Source organism: Streptomyces sp. KR80, from assembly GCF_052245555.1.
GTDB lineage: Bacteria > Actinomycetota > Actinomycetes > Streptomycetales > Streptomycetaceae > Streptomyces.
In genome coordinates this window covers 230,530-251,398 of record NZ_JBQQCD010000004.1, presented here as the reverse complement: position 1 = coordinate 251,398, position 20,869 = coordinate 230,530, and the positions used below count along the sequence as shown (strand labels likewise).

Below are 20,869 nucleotides of genomic sequence, written 5' to 3'. Positions count from 1 at the left end.
GTTGTAAGTTACTGGCAAGTTATTGCGTCATGACCGCATCACCCCGGGGGACGACCCCCACCACCCCCCAAACCCCACGATTCGGCATACCGGAGCGGCTCGCACGCCGGATGAGCATGCCGGAGCAGCACGAGTACCTGCGCAAGAAGGTGTCGCGCCGCAGCGCGCTCATCGGCTCCATCGCGACCGCGGGCGCGGCAGGAGGCGTCGGTGTGCTCGCCGGATCGGCGAGCACGGCCGAGGCGGGTACCCACACCCTGGTCACCGCTGGCGCGACCGCCACGGTGGACGGCTCCCTGGTGGCTCCCTTCGGCCGCCATCTGGCCTTCGGCGCCGACCCGAAGACGCAGATGCGGATCTCCTGGCAGGTGCCGTTCGCGGTCAAACGACCGTATGTACGCGTGGGTCTGCGGCCCTGGGAGCTGAGCCGGAAGATCGAGGCGGAGGTGCGGCCCCTGCACACTCCGTCGCTGTCCAGGAAGCTTCCGGCCGTGGACCAGTACTACCTGCATGCGGCGCTGGACGGGCTGCGGCCAGGGACCACGTACTACTACGGCGTCGGCCACGAAGGATTCGACCCGGCCGACGCGAGCCGGCTGTCGACCATCGGATCCTTCCGCACCGCCCCGGCGAAGGCGGAGAAGTTCGTCTTCACGGCCTTCGGCGACCAGGGCGTGAGTTACCACGCCCTGGCCAACGACCAGTTGATCCTCGGTCAGAATCCGTCCTTCCATCTGCACGCCGGCGACCTCTGCTACGCGGACTCCTCGGGCCACGGCAAGGAGTCGGACACCTACGACGCCCGCGTGTGGGACCAGTTCCTGGCGCAGACCGAGTCGGTGGCGGCGAGCGTGCCGTGGATGGTGACCACGGGCAATCACGACATGGAGGCCTGGTACTCCCCCAACGGCTACGGCGGGCAGTCCGCCCGCTGGTCGCTCCCGGAGAACGGTCCCGACCCGTCGCTGGCCCCGGGCGTCTACTCCTTCGTCTACGGAAACGTCGGTGTCATCGCGCTGGACGCCAATGACGTCAGCTATGAGATCCCGGCCAACACGGGCTACACGGACGGCAAGCAGGCCGCCTGGCTCGACAAGCGCCTGGGGCAGCTCCGCTCACAGCAGGGCATAGACTTCATCGTCGTCTTCTTCCACCACTGCGCGTACTCCACCAGTACGCATGCCTCGGACGGCGGAGTCCGGGACGCCTGGGTGGGCCTCTTCGAGAAGCACCAGGTCGACCTGGTGATCAACGGCCACAATCACGTCTACGAGCGGACCGACGCCATCAAGGGCGGCGAGGTCGGCAGGCCGCTGCCGATCGGCGCGACCACCGATTCGACCCGGGACGGCATCGTCTACGTGACGGCGGGCGGCGCGGGCAAGGACCTCTACGGATTCGGTCTCGGCGTGCAGGACAGCTATGAGGGCCACGTCCACGACCACGACCACATCGTGACCTTCCACTGGACGAAGCTGCGGCTCCCGGACCCGGACACGGTCGAGTGGTCACGGGTCCGCTACACCGGCTTCTCATTCCTCGCGGTGGAGGCCGAGCCGGGCTCGCGCCCGAAGCTGAAGGTGACGGCGCTCGCGGAGAGCGGTGAGCGCATCGACGCCTTCGAGGTCGTACGGGGGCGGTCCGCCGGCTGACACCGGTTCCCCCGGCCTGGCCCCTGGGGGCACCCCAGCGTTGGCTGGGGGAGGAACTCAGTGCCCGGTGGCGCCGCCGTTGTCCCGGCGGTCCAGCGCCCGCTGGAGAGCGGCGGCGGCGTTCTTCCGGGCCGCGCTGTCGGCGAGGCCACGGGGGCGGGCGGCGGAGTGGCGGACCCTGCGGGCGGACTGATTCATGGCTGCACGTCTCCAATACTCGAGCGGAGTGCGGAACCCCGAGGGAGAACATCCGAAGGAGAACCGTCGGATCGCCGGAAGGGGCGGGGGACTGGCGGCGCAACAGGGATCACCTGTGGAAGAGCACCGGCCCTCATCCGCCGTCGCTGGATCGAGCGAGACGTTCGGCTTCTACAAAGTTAGGACAGAGCGGCCGCGCTGTCTCCACAATTACTCGGACTTCCTACTATCTGAGACGGCGGTGCCTGCCGCCGGCCCGCACGGGCGGGCGTGGCGGCATGGCAAACCGCCCCCGTCCCAGGCCTGCGGGAGACCGGGCGGGGGCGGAAGCGAGGTCGGAGCTGGTCGTCAGCCCATGTGCGGGTAGCGGTAGTCCGTCGGGGGGACCAGGGTCTCCTTGATGGACCGGGTGGAGGTCCAGCGCATCAGGTTCTGCTTGGCGCCGGCCTTGTCGTTCGTGCCGGAGGCACGACCGCCACCGAAGGGCTGCTGGCCGACAACGGCGCCGGTCGGCTTGTCGTTGATGTAGAAGTTGCCCGCGGCGAAGCGCAGCACCTCACAGGTGTGCACGGCGGCGGCACGATCCTGTGCGATGACGGCGCCGGTCAGGCCGTACGGCGCCGCGGACTCCATCTGCTGCAGCATCTCCTCGTACTTCTCGTCGTCGTAGACGTGGACGCCGAGGATCGGGCCGAAGTACTCCTGCTTGAAGATCTCGTTCTCCGGGTCGGAGGAGACCAGGACCGTCGGCCGCACGAACCAGCCCTCGCTGTCGTCGTACGTGCCGCCCGCCACGACCTCGACCGTCGGGTCCGTCTTGGCCCGGTCGATCGCGGCCTTGTTCTTGGCGAAGGCGCGCTCGTCGATCACCGCGCCCATGAAGTTCGACAGGTCGGTGACGTCGCCCACGGTGAGGGAGTCGACCTCGGCCGCGAACTCCTCCTTCAGGCCGCCTTCCCAGAGGGAACGCGGGACGTACGCGCGCGAGGCGGCCGAACACTTCTGGCCCTGGTACTCGAAGGCACCGCGGGTCATTGCGGTCTTCAGAGCGGCGGGGTCGGCCGATGGGTGGGCGACGATGAAGTCCTTGCCGCCGGTCTCGCCGACCAGGCGCGGGTAGGTCTTGTACTTACCGATGTTGTTGCCGACCGTCTTCCACAGGTACTGGAAGGTCCTGGTCGAACCGGTGAAGTGGATGCCTGCGAGGTCGGGGTGCTCGAGCGCGACCTCGGAGACCGCCTTGCCGTCACCGGTCAGCAGGTTGATGACGCCGTTCGGCAGCCCGGCCTCCTTCAGCAGTTCCATGAGGAGCACGGCGGCCAGGGTCTGCGTCGGGGACGGCTTCCAGATCACGACATTGCCCATCAGGGCGGGCGCGGTGGGGAGGTTGCCCGCGATGGCGGAGAAGTTGAACGGCGTGATCGCGTAGACGAAGCCCTCCAGCGGGCGGTGGTCGGTGCGGTTCCAGACACCCATGGAGTTCGCGACCGGCTGCTCGGCCAGGATCTGCCGGGCGTAGTGCACATTGAAGCGCCAGAAGTCGATCAGCTCACAGGGAGTGTCGATCTCGGCCTGCTGGGCGGTCTTGCCCTGGCCCAGCATCGTCGCGGCGGCAAGGGTCTCGCGCCACGGGCCGGATAGCAGTTCGGCGGCCCTGAGGATGATCGCGGCACGGTCGTCGAAGGGCAGGGCCCGCCACGCCGGGGCGGCGGCCAGGGCGGCGTCGATCGCGTCCTGGGCGTCCTGATGGGTGGCGTTGGCGTACGTGCCCAGCTTGGCCGCGTGGTGGTGCGGCTGTACGACGTCGAAGCGCTCGCCGCCGCCCATCCGCTTCTCGCCGCCGATGGTCATCGGCAGCTCACGCTGGTTGCCCGCGAGCTCCTTGAGCTTCCTCTCGAGCCGGGCTCGCTCGGGGCTGCCGGGTGCGTAGGTGTGCACCGGCTCGTTCACCGGCACGGGGACCTGGGTCACAGCGTCCATGGTGGCCGTTATCTCCTTCGATTGATCGATGGATCGGATGATCAAGGCTCTGCGAAGCGGAGTGAGGGCACTCCCCCAGGGGGAGGTCAGCCGCGGGTGGCGAGGGACCTCAGGAAGAACCCGAGGTTCGCGGGGCGCTCCGCGAGGCGCCGCATGAAGTACCCATACCAGTCTGTGCCATAAGGGATGTAGACCCGCATACGGTGCGCCTCCGCCACAAGTCGCTGCTGTTCGGCCTCGCGGATGCCGTACAGCATCTGGAACTCGTACTCGTCGAGCTTGCGGCCGGCACGGCGGGCCAGCTCCTGCGCGATGGCCACCATGCGCGGGTCATGGGAGCCGATCATCGGGTAGCCCCGACCCGCCATGAGGATCTTCAGGCAGCGGACGAACGCCTTGTCGACCTCACACTTGTCCTGGTAGGCGACGGAGCCGGGCTCCTTGTAGGCGCCCTTCACCAGTCGCACCCGCGAGCCTTCCCCGGCCAGCGCACGGCAGTCGTCCTCGGTGCGGAGGAGGTAGGACTGCACGACCGCGCCGGTCTGCGGGAATCGCTTCCGCAGCTCGGCGAGGATCGCGAGCGTGGAGTCGACCGTGGTGTGGTCCTCCATGTCGAGGGTCACCGTCGTCCCCGCCTCGGCGGCGGCCTCGACCACAGGGGCGACGTTGGCCAGGGCCAGGTCGTGTCCGCCGGGCAGCGCCTGGCCGAAGGCGGACAGCTTGACGGACATCTCGGCACGGACCCCGAGACCCTCGTGCCGCAGTGCCTCGGCGACCGCGAGATATGCGTCGCGGGTGCGCAACGCCTCGGCCGGGTCGGTGACGTCCTCGCCCAGGCGGTCCAGGGAGACCTCGAGACCGGACGAGGTCAGCGACCGTACGACCGTCAGGGCCTGGTCCAGGCGCTCACCGGCGATGAAGCGGTCCACCACCGGGCGGGTGACCGGCGCGGCCGAGACGATGCGGCGGATGCTGTCGCTGCGCGCGGCGGCGAGAAGCACGGGACTCAGCACGGGGCACCTCCACGAAGAGGACGGCGGAGCCGTTGCCGGAAACGTCGCAACGGCCGGGAGAACCACCGTGAAACCTAAGGATCGCTCCGATCGTGGGCTATCGACAGCTGTCACGCATCCGTGGTCCGGATCTCAGACAAATGTATGAGAATGGTCAGCGGGCCGCTCTCGCGCGGCCAGGAGTGGCAGGACAGGAAGGGACGGGACGAACGAATGCGGGGCGACTATCAACAGTTCGTCGACGAGATCTCAGCGGTGCTCGACGCCCCCGCGACCCTGGAGGACCGGGACTTCGGGCTGATTGCCTTCGGCGCGCACGGCGGCGCGGGCGACGACGGGGACGACGGCGCGCTGACCATGGACCCGGTGCGCACCCGCTCGATCCTGCACCGCCGCTCGACGGCGGCCGTACGGGCCTGGTTCGAGGCCTTCGGCATCGCCCGGGCCACCGGTCCCGTGCGTATCCCCCCGGACCCGGCCGCCGGCGTGCTGATGGGGCGCATCTGTCTGCCCGCGCGGCACGGGGGCATCGTGCGCGGCTACGTCTGGCTGCTCGACGACGGGCACCTGTCCCGGCTGGAGACCGGCGGGCCGGCCGGGCCACCGCACCCACTGCTGGCGCAGGCCATGGAGACCGCCACGCGCATCGGGGCACTGCTGGCGGCCGAGGCCCAGGCCGGGGCGGAGGCGGGGGAACTGCTGCACGACGTACTGACTGGACCGCCCGGCGGGCGGGACGCGGCCGTGGCAGGCCTGCGGGCCGCGCTCGGTGGTCCGACGGACGGACCGGTGGCCGTGGTAGCCGTCGCACCGTGGAGCACCGGTACGGACGTCGACGGAGGCGTCGCCGAAGGGGGTGGCACCGACCTCGCCGGCCAGTCGGGCGTGGCGGCGATGTGCGTGGCACCGGTGACCGGGACGGACGGGCTGGCCGCGCTGGTCCGGCTGCGCGCGACCACTGCGGTCGAACCGGCCCGCACCGCCGCGGAGCGCCTGCTGCGCTCGCCCCGCGCGGGCTCAGGCGCGCCGCACGCTGCCCCAGCGGCACCGAGGACGCCGGGGACGGCTGCCTGCGCAGCGGCGGGAATCAGCGCCCCGCGCCGGGGCCTGGACGACCTGCCCGCTGCCTGGGCCGAGGCGGTGGCAGCGGCCCGCACGGCCCGGGCCGAGAGCCGGCTGGGGCCGGTCGCCGAGTGGGCCGCCATCGGCCCGTACCGGACGCTCACCGGCCTCCCCGGGACGGCACGACCCGACCCCGCCGTCGCTCCGCTCCTCGATCCCGCCCACGAGCAGCTGGCCCGCACCGCCGAGGAGTTCCTCGACTGTGCGGGCCAGGCGGGCCGTGCTGCGTCCGCCCTGGGGGTCCACCGGCAGACGCTCTACTACCGGCTGTCGCGGGTGGAGCAGCTCACCGGCCTCAACCTGGGCGAGGGCGAGGACCGGTTGCTGCTCCACATGGCGCTCAAGACGGCCCGGCTGTGACGCCGGTCACTCCTCGCTCTTGCTGATCTCCCAGAAGCGGGGCACCGTCGAGGCGTCCAGACTCCACTCGATGCCGAAGACGTTCTCGCGTGCCACGGCGTACTGCTTGCCCTGCCAGAGCGGCAGGACCGGCAGCTCCTTGGCCACGATGGTCTGAATCTCGGCGAACGGCTTGTTGGTGGACGGCCGGTCGGCCTCGGACACCGTCTCCGGGATGAGGTCGTCGATGATGCGCTTCGACTGGTAGTTGTTACCGAGGATGCTCTCCTTGCTGAAGAACGGCGAGACGAAGATGTCCGGGTCCGGATAGTCGGGCAGCCAGCCGCGGACGTAGAAGCCGTACTTCCCGTCGTCGACGCCCTTCTGGTACTCCTCCAGGTCGACGCTCTTCACCTTGGCGTTGAAGAGCCCGCTCGCGTTCAGCTGCTGGGCGATCTCCTCGAAGGCGGGGACCGTGCCGGGGCCGAACCGGATGGGGGTGGCCCACAAGGTGATGTCGACCTTCTCCGTGATGCCCGCCTCCTGCAGCGCGGCGGCCGCCTTGTCCTGCTGCGGCACATCGCCGTAGATGTCGAAGAAGGGCGTCCTGTGGCCGCTGATCCCGGCCGGGATCACCGAGTAGAGCGGTTTGGCGGTGCGCTGGTACACATCGCGCACCAGTGCGCTCCGGTCCACCAGGTACGCGATGGCCTTGCGCACGCCGAGCTTCCCGGCCACCGGGTGATCCATGTTGAAGATCATGTGCATCACTTCGGCGCTGGCGCCGTCGACGACCTTCGTTCCGCCCCGGGCCTTGGTCGAGATCGCGTTCTCCAGGTCATGGATGTCCTTGGCCGCGAGTCCGCGGTACGCGAGGTCCACGGTGCCGTCCTGCACGGACTTCTTCAGCGCGTCCTGGTCGCCGTGGAAGAACTTCAGCGTCATCCCGGAGTTCTGCAGCTCGGCGGGGCCCTTGTAGTTGGAGTTGACGGAGAGGACCGCCTCCTGCTCGCTGAAGGAGTCGAGCTTGTACACACCGGAGCCGACGATCTCGTTGTCGGTGCGCAGCTTGTCCGCCGGGTACTCCCGGTGGTCCACGATGGCCCCCGCACTGGAGGCGATCTTCATCGGGAACGTGGCGTCGGACGTGTTGAGACGGAAGACGACGGTCTTGTCGTCCGGGGCCTCGACCTCGGCGATCGACGCGAGCAGATACGCCGGGCCCTTCTCGTCCTTGATCCGGAGCGTGCGCTCGAAGGAGTGCACAACGTCCTTGGAGGTGAGGCTGTTGCCGTTGCTGAACTTCAGCCCGTCCTTCAGCTCGCAGCGGTAGACGGTGCTGCGGTTGTCCTGGAAGGCACAGGTCTCAGCGGCTTCGGGCTCGGGCTGCGTGGCGCCGCGCGGGAAGCTGATCAACGTCTGGAAGACGTTGTTGAAGACCATCCAGGAGCCGACGTTGTAGCCCGAGGCCGGGTCCATGGCCCCCGCCTCATCCGTCGTCCCCATCACGACCGGCTGTCCCTCACTGCCGGTGTCCCCATCCCCCGTACCGCAGCCCGCGAGCAGCCCGGCGGTGATTCCCACTCCGAGCACCGCGGCCAGCCACTGGTGACGTTTTCTCAACCGCACTTTCCTCACACGTTTCTCTATCGGGTCGACCAGGTGCTTGAAGGGAGTCTGCCTGACAGGGGCCGGTCCGGACCCTTGTGTGCAGCACCCAAAGAGGAGTTGTGCCCCGTACGCCGCTGGTGACGCCGTCCCGGGGTGGCAGCCGGAAGCCGGGGAGCCAGACCCATACCGTAGACGCCTAAACGGCCTCATGAGGAGCCGGGGGGAAACGCCCGTATTTCCACGCCTTTGCACCGTATTGATGGCGTGTGTGCACGATTTCCATCGATGGCCCACCGAGCGGCGGAACGCACGGAGCCCGGCCCCCGCAGGAGCGGGAGCCGGGGCCGGTGTGCACGGAGAGCAATAGGCGCCGTCAGCTCTGGAGGTTGACCGTACGGGCCGAGGTCGCGCCGATCTCATCGGCGATCTCGGAGAGCACCGCAGCCGGTACGACGTCGTCCACGGTGAGCACCACCAGCGCCTCACCGCCCTGCGAGGCCCGCGAGACCTGCATGCCCGCGATGTTGAGCCCCGCCTCGCCGAGGATGCGGCCCACGGTGCCGACGACGCCCGGCCGGTCGGCGTAGCGGAGGAAGACCAGGTGGTCGGCCATCGCCAGATCCACATCGTGGTCACCCACAGCGACGATCTTCTGGACGTGCTTCGGCCCGGCCAGGGTGCCGGAGACGGCGACCTCCTCGCCGTTTCCGAGGGTGCCCCGCACGGTCACCACATTGCGGTGTTCGGGCGACTCCGAGCTCGTGGTCAGCCGGACCTCGACGCCGCGCTCCTGCGCGAACAGCGGGGCGTTCACATAGCTCACGGTCTCGTCGACGACGTCCTCGAAGACGCCCTTCAGCGCCGACAGTTCCAGCACCTTGACATCGTGCTGGGTGATCTCGCCGTACACCTCCACATCGAGGCGGACCGCCACCTCACCGGCGAGCGCGGTGAAGATCCGGCCGAGCTTCTCGGCGAGCGGCAGACCGGGCTTGACGTCCTCGGCGATGACGCCGCCCTGGACGTTGACCGCGTCCGGGACCAGCTCGCCCGCGAGCGCCAGCCGTACGGACTTTGCGACCGCGATGCCCGCCTTCTCCTGCGCCTCGCCGGTCGAGGCGCCCAGGTGCGGGGTGGCCACGACATTGTCGAACTCGAAGAGCGGGGAGTCCGTGCAGGGCTCCTTGGCGAAGACGTCCAGGCCCGCGCCCGCGACCCGGCCCTCCTTCAGCGCGCTGGCCAGCGCAGCCTCGTCGACGATGCCGCCCCGGGCGGCATTGACGATCCGGACCTCAGGCTTGACCCGGTGGAGTGCCTCGTCGCCGATCAGCCCCGTCGTCTCGGGAGTCTTGGGGAGGTGGACCGTGATGAAGTCCGAGACCTCGAGCAGCTCGTCCAGCGAGAGCAGCTTGACGCCCATCTGCGCGGCGCGCGCCGGCTGCACGTAGGGGTCGTACGCGACGATCTTCATCCCGAACGCGGACATCCGCTGGGCGACCAGCACGCCGATCCGGCCCAGGCCGACGACGCCGAGAGTCTTCTCGGCGAGCTCGACGCCGGTGTACTTGCTGCGCTTCCACTCGCCGTTCTTCAGAGCGGTGTTCGCCTGGGGGATGTTGCGGGCCGTCGCGACGATCAGGCCGCAGGCGAGCTCGGCGGCGGTGACGATATTGGAGGTCGGCGCGTTGACGACCATCACGCCGGCCTTGGTGGCGGCGGACACGTCGACGTTGTCCAGACCGACGCCGGCGCGGGCGACGACCTTGAGGTTCTTCGCGGCAGCAACGGCCTCGGCATCGACCTTGGTGGCGCTGCGCACCAGGATCGCGTCGACGTCGGTGATGGCGGGAAGGAGCTCGGCACGGTCGGCGCCGTTGCAGTGCCGGATCTCGAAGTCGGGGCCGAGAGCGTCGACGGTGGCGGGCGACAGCTCCTCGGCGATCAGTACAACGGGTTTGCTGGACGAAGCAGTGCTCACGGTGGTCCTCAGTCCTCCAAAGTCCATGGGGGCCCCTCCCGTGCCGGAAGGGCTACGGGGAGGGACGGCCGTCCCGACGGCCGCAGGCGGTGAAGGGGGCAGCCGCGTGGAAGACGCACGACGCTGTGAGCCTGACGCGCTTGTGCATGCAGTGTATCGGCGGATGGGAGCGCACATTGCGCCTCTGCGGAACTGTCACCCGGTGGTAGGTGACCGCTCTGGACAAGAACGGGCGACGGCGACGGGGCCGCGGCCGGAGAACCACGGCCCCGTCGGGCGTCCCGCCTACTCTTCGTTGTTCACCCAGCTCATGAGCTTGCGCAGCTCCTTGCCGGTGGTCTCAAGCTTGTGGTCCGAGTCGGCCTTCTTGTACTCGTTGTACCGCGGCAGACCCGCGTGGTACTCGTCCATCCACCGCTGGGCGAAGCTGCCGTCCCGGATCTCCGCGAGGACCTTCTTCATCTCGGCCTTGGTCTGGTCCGTGATGATGCGCGGGCCGGTGATGTAGTCGCCCCACTCGGCGGTCTCGGAGACCGACCAGCGCATCTTCTCCAGGCCGCCCTCGTACATGAGGTCCACGATCAGCTTGAGCTCGTGGAGGCACTCGAAGTACGCGATCTCCGGCTGGTAGCCGGCCTCGACCAGGGTCTCGAAGCCCGCCTTGACCAGCGCGGACGCGCCGCCGCAGAGCACCGCCTGCTCGCCGAACAGGTCGGTCTCGGTCTCCTCGGTGAAGGTGGTCTTGATGACGCCGGCGCGGGTGCCGCCGATGCCCTTGGCGTACGAGAGCGCCAGCTGGAAGGCGCTGCCGGTGGCGTCCTGCTCGACGGCCGCGATGCACGGCACGCCGCGGCCCTCCTCGTACTGGCGGCGGACCAGGTGGCCCGGGCCCTTCGGGGCGACCATGCAGACGTCCACGCCGGCCGGGGGCTTGATGAAGCCGAAGCGGATGTTGAAGCCATGGCCGAAGAACAGCGCGTCGCCGTCCTTGAGGTTGTCCTTGATGGACTCCTCGTAGACCTTGGACTGGATCGGGTCCGGGACCAGGACCATGATCACATCGGCCTCGGCGGCGGCCTCGGCGGGGGTGGTCACCCGCAGGCCCTGCTCCTCGGCCTTCGTACGGGACGTGGATCCCTCGGGCAGACCGACGCGCACGTCGACACCCGAGTCGCGCAGCGACAGCGCATGGGCGTGGCCCTGGCTGCCGTAGCCGAGAACCGCGACCTTGCGGCCCTGGATGATGGACAGGTCGGCGTCGTCGTCGTAGAACAGCTCGGCCACTTCGGGATTCTCCTTGTTTCTGCCGTTGCGGGGGGATCTGCCGTTGCAGGGCCTCCCACCGTATGACGGTCGGGCGGGGTGAGGTTCGGAAGTCTCGTTATCTGGGCCGTGGTGCAGAGCTCTCGCGTGTCACGCGGACCGGTCGAGTGCGCGCAGCGACCGGTCGGTGATGGAGCGGGCACCCCGCCCTATGGCGATGGTGCCGGACTGCACCAGCTCCTTGATGCCATACGGCTCGAGCATCTTGAGCATCGCCTCGAGCTTGTCGCTTCTGCCGGTGGCCTCGATGGTGACGGCTTCCGGGGAGACGTCCACCGTCTTGGCGCGGAACAGCTGGACGATCTCGACGACCTGGGAGCGCGTCTCGTTGTCGGCCCGCACTTTCACCAGAACGAGTTCCCGGTGAATGGCCGCGCTCGGCTCCAGCTCGACGATCTTCAGCACGTTGACGAGCTTGTTGAGCTGCTTGGTGACCTGCTCGAGCGGGAGCGACTCGACATTCACCACGATGGTGATGCGGGAGATGTCGGGGTGCTCCGTGGTCCCGACGGCGAGGGAGTCGATGTTGAAGCCGCGACGCGAGAACAGGGCGGTGATCCGGGCGAGGACACCGGGCTTGTTCTCCACCAGGACGGAGAGCGTGTGCTTGGACATGGGCTGGGATCTCTCTGCTTCGAGGGGCTGGCGGTCCTGGGCTCAGTCGTCTTCGTTGTCGCCGAAGTCGGGGCGGACGCCGCGAGCGGCCATGACCTCGTCGTTGGAGGTGCCGGCGGCGACCATCGGCCAGACCATCGCATCCTCGTGGACGATGAAATCGACCACGACCGGCCGGTCGTTGATGGCGTTGGCCTCGGCGATGACCTTGTCCAAGTCGGCAGGGTCCTCGCAGCGCAGCGCGACACAGCCCATGGCCTCGGACAGTTTGACGAAGTCCGGGACCCGGGTGCCGCGGCTGGGTCCCGCGGCGGGGCCACTGGCGGACCCGGCCCCGCTCGCCTCCGGGCCGGAGTGCAGGACGGTGTTGGAGTAGCGCTGGTTGTAGAAGAGGGTCTGCCACTGGCGGACCATGCCCAGCGCGCCGTTGTTGATGATCGCGACCTTGATCGGGATGTTGTTCAGCGCACAGGTGACCAGCTCCTGGTTGGTCATCTGGAAGCAGCCGTCGCCGTCGATCGCCCAGACCGTACGGTCCGGCTGCCCGGCCTTTGCGCCCAGCGCGGCCGGGACCGCGTAGCCCATGGTCCCCGCGCCGCCGGAGTTGAGCCAGGTACCCGGCTGCTCGTAGTGGATGTAGTGGGCGGCCCACATCTGGTGCTGCCCGACGCCCGCGGTGTAGATGGTGTCCGGCGGGGCGAGGTCACCGATGCGCTGGATGACCTGCTGCGGGGAGAGGCTGCCGTCCTCGGGCAGGTCGTAGCCGAGCGGGTAGGTCTCGCGCCAGCGGTTGAGGTTCTGCCACCACTCGGTGTAGTCGCCGGTGCGGCCGGCTTCGTGCTCGGCCTGGACGGCGACCACCAGATCCGCGATGACCTCCCGGGCGTCGCCCACGATCGGGACGTCGGCGGCGCGGTTCTTGCCGATCTCCGCGGGGTCGATGTCCGCGTGGACGATCTTGGCGTAGGGGGCGAAGGAGTCCAGCTTGCCGGTGACGCGGTCGTCGAAGCGGGCGCCGAGCGCGACGATCAGGTCGGCCTTCTGAAGAGCGGTGACCGCGGTGACCGAGCCGTGCATGCCGGGCATGCCGACGTGCAGCGGGTGGCTGTCGGGGAAGGCGCCCAGCGCCATCAGGGTGGTGGTGACGGGCGCGCCGGTCAGCTCGGCCAGAACCTTCAGCTCGGCGGTGGCACCGGCCTTCAGCACGCCGCCGCCGACGTACAGCACCGGGCGCTTGGCCTCGGTGATCAGCCGGGCGGCCTCGCGGATCTGCTTGGCGTGCGGCTTGGTCACCGGGCGGTAGCCGGGCAGGTCGGTCTGCGGCGGCCAGAGGAAGGTGGTCCGCGCCTGAAGGGCGTCCTTGGCGATGTCCACCAGCACCGGGCCGGGGCGGCCGCTAGCGGCGATGTGGAAGGCCTCGGCGATGGTCCTGGGGATGTCGGCCGCATCGGTGACCAGGAAGTTGTGCTTGGTGATCGGCATGGTGATGCCGCAGATGTCCGCCTCCTGGAAGGCATCCGTGCCGATGGCCTTGGAGGCCACCTGACCGGTGATCGCGACCAGGGGGACGGAGTCCATGTGGGCGTCGGCGATCGGGGTGACGAGGTTGGTGGCGCCGGGGCCGGAGGTGGCCATGCAGACGCCGACCTTGCCGGTGGCCTGGGCGTAGCCGGTGGCGGCGTGGCCCGCTCCCTGCTCATGACGGACCAGGATGTGACGAACCTTCGAGGAGTCCATCAGCGGGTCGTAGGCAGGCAGGATGGCGCCGCCCGGGATGCCGAATACGGTGTCGGCGCCGACTTCCTCGAGAGAGCGGATGAGGGACTGCGCGCCCGTGACGTGCTCGGTGATGGTGGGCTGCTGCCCGGCGCTGCGGGCCCGCGGCTGAGGGTGGTGGGCCCCGGTGGCCTGCTCGGTCATCGACATTCTCTTCTCGAAGATGAGGGTTCTTGAGTGGTTCTGCGACGTATCAGTGCAACAAAAAACCCCTCGTGCCCTGAGGCAAGCGAGGGGAGCGCGCCGGTGCGGTCCGCGGGGCTTTCATAATGGCCCTGCTTCAGCCGACGCGCTTTCCAAGTACGAGAATTCGGGTGCGCATGGCTTGACCCTCTCCCCACCAGTGGTCAGGTGTCAAGTGGGTGGGACGGGCGTCTCATTATTTGAGCGCAATGGGGGACGCGCGATCGGGTCGGGGGCGGCGGTCCCGCCCCCGACCAGCCGGGTGGCTGACGGCCGCACTCCCTGGAGGGGCAGCGCCCCGCTGGTGCACACGGTTTCTCGCACTTCCTCCCGGACGGTGTCCCGCACCGCCCCTGACTCCCGGACGGCTTGGCGCTCGTTCGCGGGCTCCGGCACCGGATAGGCGCCGACGCCGAGGGCGTGGCGGAGCCGGTGCTCGTCGACCGGCCCGGAGAACGCCATCCCCTGGCCGTGGGTGCAGCCCAGGGCCCGCAGCGCCAGCACATGCTCGGGCAGATCGACGCCGTCCGCCACGGACTGCAGACCGAGGTCGGCGGCGATCTGCAGCAGACCGGCTGTGATCGTGTACAGCCGCGACGACTCGACGATGCCCTCGACCAGGTCGCGGTCGAGTTTGACCACGTCGACCGGGAGCCGGTGCAGGGCGCCGAACGCGCCGCACCCGCTGCCGAAGCCGTCGAGTGCGATCCGTACGCCGAGTCGCCGGAGAGCCACCAGCCGCCGCTTCAGGTCCTCCAGGGGAATCCGGGGGTCGCTGTCGCAGAGCTCCAGGATCAGCGAGCGGGACGGCAGGCCGTGCCGGGCGAGCAGCGTGTCGACGCCGGCCTCGCCCATCCCGTGGTCCAGGAGACGCCGGGGCGGGATGCGCACGGTCACCGGGACGGTATGACCCACCCGGTGCCGCTCGGCCGCCTGCTCGACCGCCCCCTCCAACAGTCGGCGGGCCGCGGCCTCGACAGCGGAGCGGCCGCCCTCCTCGTGCCTCGCACGGTCCGCGCGCCCATGCCCACCGCACCCCGTGGCGGCACGCCCGTGGCCGGTCGACGACGTCGCGCCGTCGGGCACCCGGCCCGGAGTGCCGTGCCCCTGCTCGGGGATGCGCAGAATGTCGGCGGGAGTGAACAGCCCGCCCTGTGCGGTGCGCCAGCGGGGCTGCGCCGAGACGGCGACGATCCGGCCGCTGTCGAGAGCCACGACCGGCTGATGGAGCAGGGCGAACTCGCCGTCGTGCAGCGCGCTCCGGAGCCGGGTGGCCAGTTCGGTGCGGTGGACGGTCTCCGCCTGCATCTGGGGCACGTACAGCTCCACCCGGCCCTTACCCGCGGCTTTGGCCCGGTACATCGCGAGGTCCGCGTTGCGCATCAGGTCGGTGGGGCCGGTCCCGGAATCGGCGAACGCCACACCGATGCTCGCGGCCACCCGTACATCCGTTCCGGAGACGTCGTACGGCCGGGAGAGGCACAGGCGCAGCCGGTCAGCGACCTCCACGATGCGGCGCTCCCGGGCGGCGGCGTCCTTGGTCCCGTCGCCGAGGATCAGGGCGGCGAACTCGTCTCCGCCGAGCCGGGCCGCGGTGTCCCCGGCCCGGATGGACTCCTGGAGGCGGCGGGCCGCCTGGATCAGCAGCTCGTCGCCGGCCTGGTGGCCCAGGCGGTCGTTCACGGCCTTGAAGCCGTCCAGATCGATGAAGAGGACGGCGGTGCCGAGGTCGGTGGTGCGGCGGCCGCTGAGGGCCTGGCGGACGCGTTCGGTGAAGACGGCGCGGTTGGGCAGGTCGGTGAGCGGGTCGTGTTCGGCGTTGTGCCGCAGCTGCGCCTGAAGGCGGACCCGCTCGGTCACATCGCGACTGTTGAGGATGAGGCCACCGTGGTGGCGGTTGACCGTGGATTCGACGTTGAGCCACTTGTCGCCGCCCGGACGCCCACCACCCGCCCGGAACCGGTACTCGATGCGGGTAGTCGGCTCCTCGTCGGGGTGCGCGGCAAGGAACCGGCGTACCTCGTGCACGACCACGCCGAGGTCCTCGGGGTGGATGAGCGAGGGGAGTTCCGACCCGACGAGCTCGTCGGGGTCGATGCCGTAGACACCGGTGGCGGCAGGGCTGACGTAGCGCAGCACCCCGCTCGGGGCGGCGATCATGATCACATCGCTGGAGCCCTGCACCAGAGACCGGAAGTGGTTCTCCTTCTGTGCGAGCTCATGGGTGAGGGTGACGTTGTCGAGCAGCATGATGCCCTGCCGTACGACGAGGGCGAGGACGACCGTGCACGCTGTGAAGATCACCACCCGGTCGGGCACCCCGCCGTCGATCACGTTGTAGAGAATCCCCAACGTGCAGACGGCGGCGGCCAGATACGGCGTGAGGGCGGCGAGGGAGCCCGCGACGGGGCCGCCGTCGTGACGCGGGCGGTCGCCGCCGTGATGCGGGGGGCCGGACCGCCGGCTCACCTGCTCCCACGCATCGGCGTCGGACCGGCCGACCCAGGGAGCGTAGGCGAAGAGCATGGACCCGGCGAACCAACCGGCGTCGAGAAGCTGGCCGGAAGCGTAGTCCTCGCGAAACAGGGGCGAGGTGAAGAGTGCGTCGCACAACACGGTGACGGCGAGGGCCGCGATGACCGTGTTGATCGCCGGGCGGTTGGCCGACGAACGCCGGAAGTGCAGCGCCAGCACCATGCTGATGAGCACGATGTCGAGCAGCGGATAGGCGAGGGACACCGCGGCCTGCGCGACACTGTCGCCCCAGCGGGCGGTGTGAGCGAGTGCGAGGCTCCAGGCGATGGTGAGCAGCGATCCGCCGATGAGCCAGGCGTCGAGACCGAGGCAGATCCAGCCCGCTCGGTTGACCGGGCGCTTGGCGAGGACGAGCAGGCCGACGATGGCGGGCGGGGCGAAGAGCAGGAAGCAGAAGTCGGCGACCGAGGGGCTGGGCACCGGCTGGCGGAGCACGACCTCGTACCAGCCCCAGACCGCGTTGCCGAGGCCCGCCATGGCCGTGGACGCGGCGAAGAGCAGCCAGGCGGGCTCGGTGCTGGGGTGCGAACGCGCGTAGCAGAAGCAGGAGACGGCGGCCAGCAGGGCGGCTGCGGCGAGACCGAAGTCCCCCATGACGAGAGCGAGCCAATGCGAGCCCCAGCCGAGCGCGGCGCCGGTGGCGTATCCCGCGCACAGGAGGATGAGCGCGAGGCGGGGAAGCAATCCCACCTCGCGGTCGGGGGCCGGTTGCCGGGACGAGATCACCGCCCCCTGGGCGCTCACAGCACCGCCCTGGGGGGCGCGGTCCTGCGCTGAGGTCTGCGCGTCCGTGCGTATCGGAGCAGCCGTCCGCAGCCGCTCCGCATCGGGAAGTTGGTCCATCGGCCGAGCATCGCCCGTCGCCCCCCTCGAGTTCCGGTCCTCGCTGCTGCCGCCGCTGCGCGGCACAGCCCCCGTCGGACCATACACCAGGACGGTCACTCAGGGACATAGGCCCTCTACGCTGCGTAACCCCTAGGGGGATGAGGCAACTTACTGCAACCGCACGAATCCGGAGCGTTCCGAAAGTCGGCGGCCGGTCATGTCCAACGGGCCTTCAGCCCGTCGTCGCCACCACGTTCTCGAGGGACTCCTGTGCGGCGAATCGGTTCAGCTGTGCGCTCAACAACCGCTTCGCGCGCGGCAGGAAGGCTGAAGTCGGCCCGCCGACATGGGGGGTGATGAGCGTGCCGGGCGCGCGCCAGAGGGGGTGACCGGCGGGCAGCGGTTCGGGGTCGGTGACGTCCAGGGCGGCGTGCAGCCGACCGCTCTCCACCTCTGCCAGCAGGGCCTTCGTGTCCACGACGGCGCCCCGGGCGACATTGACCAGCAGTGCGCCGTCCTTCATGTGGGAGAGGAAGTCGGCTCCCACGAGGCCGCGGGTGGCGTCGGTGAGCGGCGTGGAGAGGATCACGACGTCGGCGTCCGGGAGGAGCGCGGGGAGGTCGGCGACCGGGTGCACGGGCCCGCGCTCAGTGGCGCGACCGGAGCGCGCGACGCGCGCCACCCGCGCGCACTCAAAGGGCGCGAGCCGGTCCTCGATGGCGCTTCCGATGGCGCCGTAACCCACGATCAGTACGGACTTGTCGGCGAGCGCGGGACGGAACTCCGGACGCCACTCCCCGGCGTCCTGGCGGCGGACGAAGCCGGGGATGCCACGGAGGGAGGCGAGCGTGAGCGTGAGAGCCAACTCGGCGGTGCTCGCCTCGTGCACACCCCGGGCGTTGCACAGTCGCACGCCGGGCGGCAGGGCTCCCAGGGCGGGGAGTACATGGTCGATCCCGGCGGTCAGGGTCTGCACCACACGCACGGCGGTCATCCGCGGCAGAGGGCGGACGGCGATCTCCTGACCCTTCATGTAGGGAACGCCGTAGAACACGCAGCGGGCGGGATCCCCGGGGAAGTCGGGGGCGCCGTCCCAGAAGAGGTACGTGAAGCCCTCCGGGAGGCCCTCGATCTCGTCGGCCGGTACGGGCAGCCACACGTCAGCAGTCATGCTCGAGAGGCTAGGCGAATACGTGCCGGATGCAGAGGTTAGTTTGGAGGCCGACCAGGGAGAGGTGCAGGACGAGGTGGAGCGCAGGACTATCGGCGCCGGGGCGCTCTCGGTGGGCGCGGTCGGCCTCGGATGCATGCCGATGAGCTGGGCGTACACCGCGTCCCAGCAGAGCGGCGAGCGCTCCCTGCGAGCCGTGCACGCCGCCCTCGACCGGGGGACGACGCTGCTCGACACCGCAGACATGTACGGCCCGTTCACCAATGAGCTGCTGGTGGGCAGGGTCCTCAGGGAGCGGCGCCCGGACGCGTTCGTCGCCACCAAGTGCGGACTTCTGGTGGGCGAGCAGCACATCGTCGCCAACGGGCGGCCGGGCTATGTGAAGCGGGCGTGCGACGCCTCGCTGCGGCGCCTGCAGACCGATGTGATCGACCTCTACCAATTGCACCGGGCGGACCCGGAGGTGCCGGTCGAGGAGACCTGGGGCGCGATGGCCGAGCTCGTCACCGCGGGCAAGGTGCGGGCGCTCGGCATGTGCGCGTTTCAGAAGGGCGCGCAGCGCGCCCGCAGAAGGCCGGGGACGGTGGCGTCCGCCGTTCCATCGGCGGGGGCGGGGCCGGGGCGGGACCGGGCACAGCGACACGTGGGCCCGGGGCTGCACGATGCGACGATCCGGCAGTTGGAGCAGGTGCAGCAGGTCTTCCCGGTGAGCAGCGTGGAGGCCGAGCTCTCGGTGTGGTCCCAGGAGGCCCTGGAGTCGCTGGTGCCGTGGTGCGAGTCGCGCGGGATCGGCTTCCTGGCCGCGATGCCCCTCGGAAACGGCTTTCTGACCGGCACGCTGACGCCGGGTCAGGGTTTCGAGCCGGATGACGTACGGGCGCGCCACCCTCGCTTCACGGCCGAAATGATGGCGGCGAACCAGCCGATCGTGGCCGGGCTGCGGCGGGTCGGGGCGCGGCACGGGGCGACAGCCGCCCAGGTGGCCCTGGCGTGGGTGCTGAGGCAGGGGAGGCATGTCATCCCGGTGCCGGGGGCGAAGAGAGAGCAGTGGGCGGTGGAGAACGCGGGTTCCGCCGAGCTCGTCCTCAGCCGGGACGACCTGGCGGAGATAGCGGACCTGCCGCCGGCGCAGGATTCCTGGGACTGACCGGGGCACGGGGAGCGGCCGTACCCCGGCCCCCGGGCGGGGCCTGACGCGACGTACCCCGGCGGGCCGAACGACGTCACCCGGACACCACCGGCGCGGCGATCGGTCCGCTTCAGATCGGGAACCTCGCGATGCCGTCCGGTGTATGAAGCAGTGTGGTGCCCTTCTTGCGAACGAGAGGATCGGTCATCGTGCGACTCCCTGCTGTAAGTGCCGCGACGGTTGTGACTGCTGTGACCTCCGTCCTGACCGCCGCTGCACTCGTGTTCACCGCGGGCTGCTCGACGGACGACGGGGACACCGGGCCGCCTGATCGCTCGCCCGGCGCCTCGTCGACCACGGGGACCGGGTCGGCGTCTCCACCGGAGGGAGCGCCGTCACCCCCGCCCGCGAAGGGCTCGGTGAGGGTGGTGCGCACGGTCGCGGAGGGACTGGAGTCGCCGTGGGGTCTCGCTGCGCTCCCCGACGGTGATCTGCTCGTCTCCTCCCGCGACACCGGGAAGATCTTCCGGATCGCTGCGGACAGCGGGAAGAAGACCGAGCTGGGATCGGTACCGGGCGTGTCCTCCGGCGGCGAGGGCGGGCTGCTGGGTATCGCCGTACCGCCCACGTTCGGCTCGGACCACCTGGTGTACGCCTACTTCACCACGGAGTCCGACAACCGCATCGCCCGGCTCATCTACGACGAGAAGAAGCCCGCAGGGTCGCAGTTGGGCGCGCCCGACACCATCTTCAAGGGCATCCCCAAGGGCGTGGTCCACAACGGCGGCCGCATCGCCTTCGGCCCCGACCGGATGCTCTATGCGGGGACGGGCGAGAGCGGGGACCGGGGACTCGCCCAGGACAAGGAGTCCCTGGGCGGCAAGATCCTGCGGATGACACCGGACGGGGAGCCCGTGCACGGCAATCCCGACGCCGATTCGGTGGTCTATTCGTACGGGCACCGCAATGTCCAGGGCCTGGCCTGGGATGCCGAAAAGCGGCTCTGGGCCTCGGAGTTCGGGCAGAACGAGTGGGACGAGCTCAACCTCATCGAACCGGGAAAGAACTACGGATGGCCGGAGGTCGAGGGCAAGGGGGGCGGATCGGGATTCGTCGATCCGGTCGAGCAGTGGACCACCGAAGAAGCGTCGCCGAGCGGTATCGCCTATGTGAAGGGCTCGATCTGGATGGCGGGCCTTCGCGGTGAACGGCTGTGGCGGATTCCGCTGGACCGGACGAAGCCGGTGGCGGAGCCGCAGTCCTTCCTCGAAGGCCGGTACGGCCGACTGCGCACGGTAGTCCCCGACGGCGCGGACGGGGTGTGGCTGGTCACCAGCGAGACCGACACCCGCGGTACGCCGCAGAGCGGGGACGACCGCATCCTGCAGGTGAAGGTCAGCTGACGGACGGACGGCGGAG

Annotated in this window: 14 protein-coding genes; 4 read left to right on the top strand and 10 right to left on the bottom strand. The window is 69.8% G+C overall.

Annotated elements, in window-relative coordinates:
• Positions 1 to 29 precede the first annotated feature (29 nt).
• The gene (locus ACTWQI_RS08635; protein WP_443269059.1) at positions 30 to 1,652 is read left to right on the top strand and encodes a purple acid phosphatase family protein; all 1,623 of its coding nucleotides are present in this window, start codon (positions 30 to 32) and stop codon (positions 1,650 to 1,652) included.
• Positions 1,653 to 1,709: 57 nt separating this feature from the next.
• On the opposite strand, the gene ACTWQI_RS08630 is transcribed toward ACTWQI_RS08635, so the two are convergent.
• The 3 genes from ACTWQI_RS08630 to ACTWQI_RS08620 form a co-directional block, all read right to left on the bottom strand.
• Positions 1,710 to 1,850 (bottom strand): hypothetical protein, encoded by a 141-nt coding sequence (locus ACTWQI_RS08630; RefSeq protein WP_443269057.1) that lies wholly within the window; start codon positions 1,848 to 1,850, stop codon positions 1,710 to 1,712.
• Positions 1,851 to 2,198: 348 nt separating this feature from the next.
• Entirely contained in the window at positions 2,199 to 3,830 is a 1,632-nt protein-coding gene (pruA, locus tag ACTWQI_RS08625) for an L-glutamate gamma-semialdehyde dehydrogenase (protein ID WP_443269055.1), read from the bottom strand.
• A gap of 86 nt (positions 3,831 to 3,916) precedes the next feature.
• On the bottom strand, positions 3,917 to 4,843 hold the full coding sequence (locus ACTWQI_RS08620) for a proline dehydrogenase family protein (protein WP_443269054.1): 927 nt from the start codon (positions 4,841 to 4,843) through the stop codon (positions 3,917 to 3,919).
• A gap of 213 nt (positions 4,844 to 5,056) precedes the next feature.
• Between ACTWQI_RS08620 and ACTWQI_RS08615 the strand changes: the two genes are divergently transcribed.
• Positions 5,057 to 6,325, top strand: a complete 1,269-nt coding sequence (locus tag ACTWQI_RS08615) for a PucR family transcriptional regulator (protein WP_443269339.1) — start codon at positions 5,057 to 5,059, stop codon at positions 6,323 to 6,325.
• 6 nt (positions 6,326 to 6,331) lie between these two features.
• Here ACTWQI_RS08615 and ACTWQI_RS08610 read toward each other — a convergent pair whose 3' ends face one another.
• The 7 genes from ACTWQI_RS08610 to ACTWQI_RS08580 all read right to left on the bottom strand — a co-directional run bounded on the left by ACTWQI_RS08610 (position 6,332) and on the right by ACTWQI_RS08580 (position 18,321).
• The gene (locus ACTWQI_RS08610) at positions 6,332 to 7,927 is read right to left on the bottom strand and encodes an ABC transporter substrate-binding protein (RefSeq protein WP_443269052.1); all 1,596 of its coding nucleotides are present in this window, start codon (positions 7,925 to 7,927) and stop codon (positions 6,332 to 6,334) included.
• A 361-nt stretch (positions 7,928 to 8,288) separates the two neighbouring features.
• Positions 8,289 to 9,920, bottom strand: coding sequence for a phosphoglycerate dehydrogenase (serA, locus tag ACTWQI_RS08605; protein ID WP_443269050.1), 1,632 nt, complete (start codon positions 9,918 to 9,920; stop codon positions 8,289 to 8,291).
• 258 nt (positions 9,921 to 10,178) lie between these two features.
• A complete protein-coding gene (gene ilvC, locus ACTWQI_RS08600) occupies positions 10,179 to 11,177 on the bottom strand; it encodes a ketol-acid reductoisomerase (RefSeq protein ID WP_443269048.1) in 999 nt (332 codons plus the stop codon).
• A gap of 129 nt (positions 11,178 to 11,306) precedes the next feature.
• Positions 11,307 to 11,831: an acetolactate synthase small subunit gene (gene ilvN / locus ACTWQI_RS08595; RefSeq protein ID WP_443269045.1), complete on the bottom strand. Its 525-nt coding sequence runs from the start codon at positions 11,829 to 11,831 to the stop codon at positions 11,307 to 11,309.
• A gap of 42 nt (positions 11,832 to 11,873) precedes the next feature.
• Complete coding sequence (locus ACTWQI_RS08590) at positions 11,874 to 13,757, bottom strand: acetolactate synthase large subunit (RefSeq protein ID WP_443269043.1); 1,884 nt, start codon at positions 13,755 to 13,757, stop codon at positions 11,874 to 11,876.
• A 204-nt stretch (positions 13,758 to 13,961) separates the two neighbouring features.
• Positions 13,962 to 17,069, bottom strand: coding sequence for an EAL domain-containing protein (locus ACTWQI_RS08585; protein WP_443269338.1), 3,108 nt, complete (start codon positions 17,067 to 17,069; stop codon positions 13,962 to 13,964).
• Positions 17,070 to 17,382: 313 nt separating this feature from the next.
• On the bottom strand, positions 17,383 to 18,321 hold the full coding sequence (locus tag ACTWQI_RS08580; RefSeq protein WP_443269041.1) for a 2-hydroxyacid dehydrogenase: 939 nt from the start codon (positions 18,319 to 18,321) through the stop codon (positions 17,383 to 17,385).
• Between the two features lie 76 nt (positions 18,322 to 18,397).
• On the opposite strand from ACTWQI_RS08580, the gene ACTWQI_RS08575 reads away from it, so the two are divergent.
• Both ACTWQI_RS08575 and ACTWQI_RS08570 read left to right on the top strand, forming a co-directional pair.
• Positions 18,398 to 19,468 (top strand): aldo/keto reductase, encoded by a 1,071-nt coding sequence (locus ACTWQI_RS08575; RefSeq protein WP_443269337.1) that lies wholly within the window; start codon positions 18,398 to 18,400, stop codon positions 19,466 to 19,468.
• Between the two features lie 191 nt (positions 19,469 to 19,659).
• Entirely contained in the window at positions 19,660 to 20,853 is a 1,194-nt protein-coding gene (locus ACTWQI_RS08570) for a PQQ-dependent sugar dehydrogenase (RefSeq protein ID WP_443269039.1), read from the top strand.
• Positions 20,854 to 20,869 lie beyond the last annotated feature (16 nt).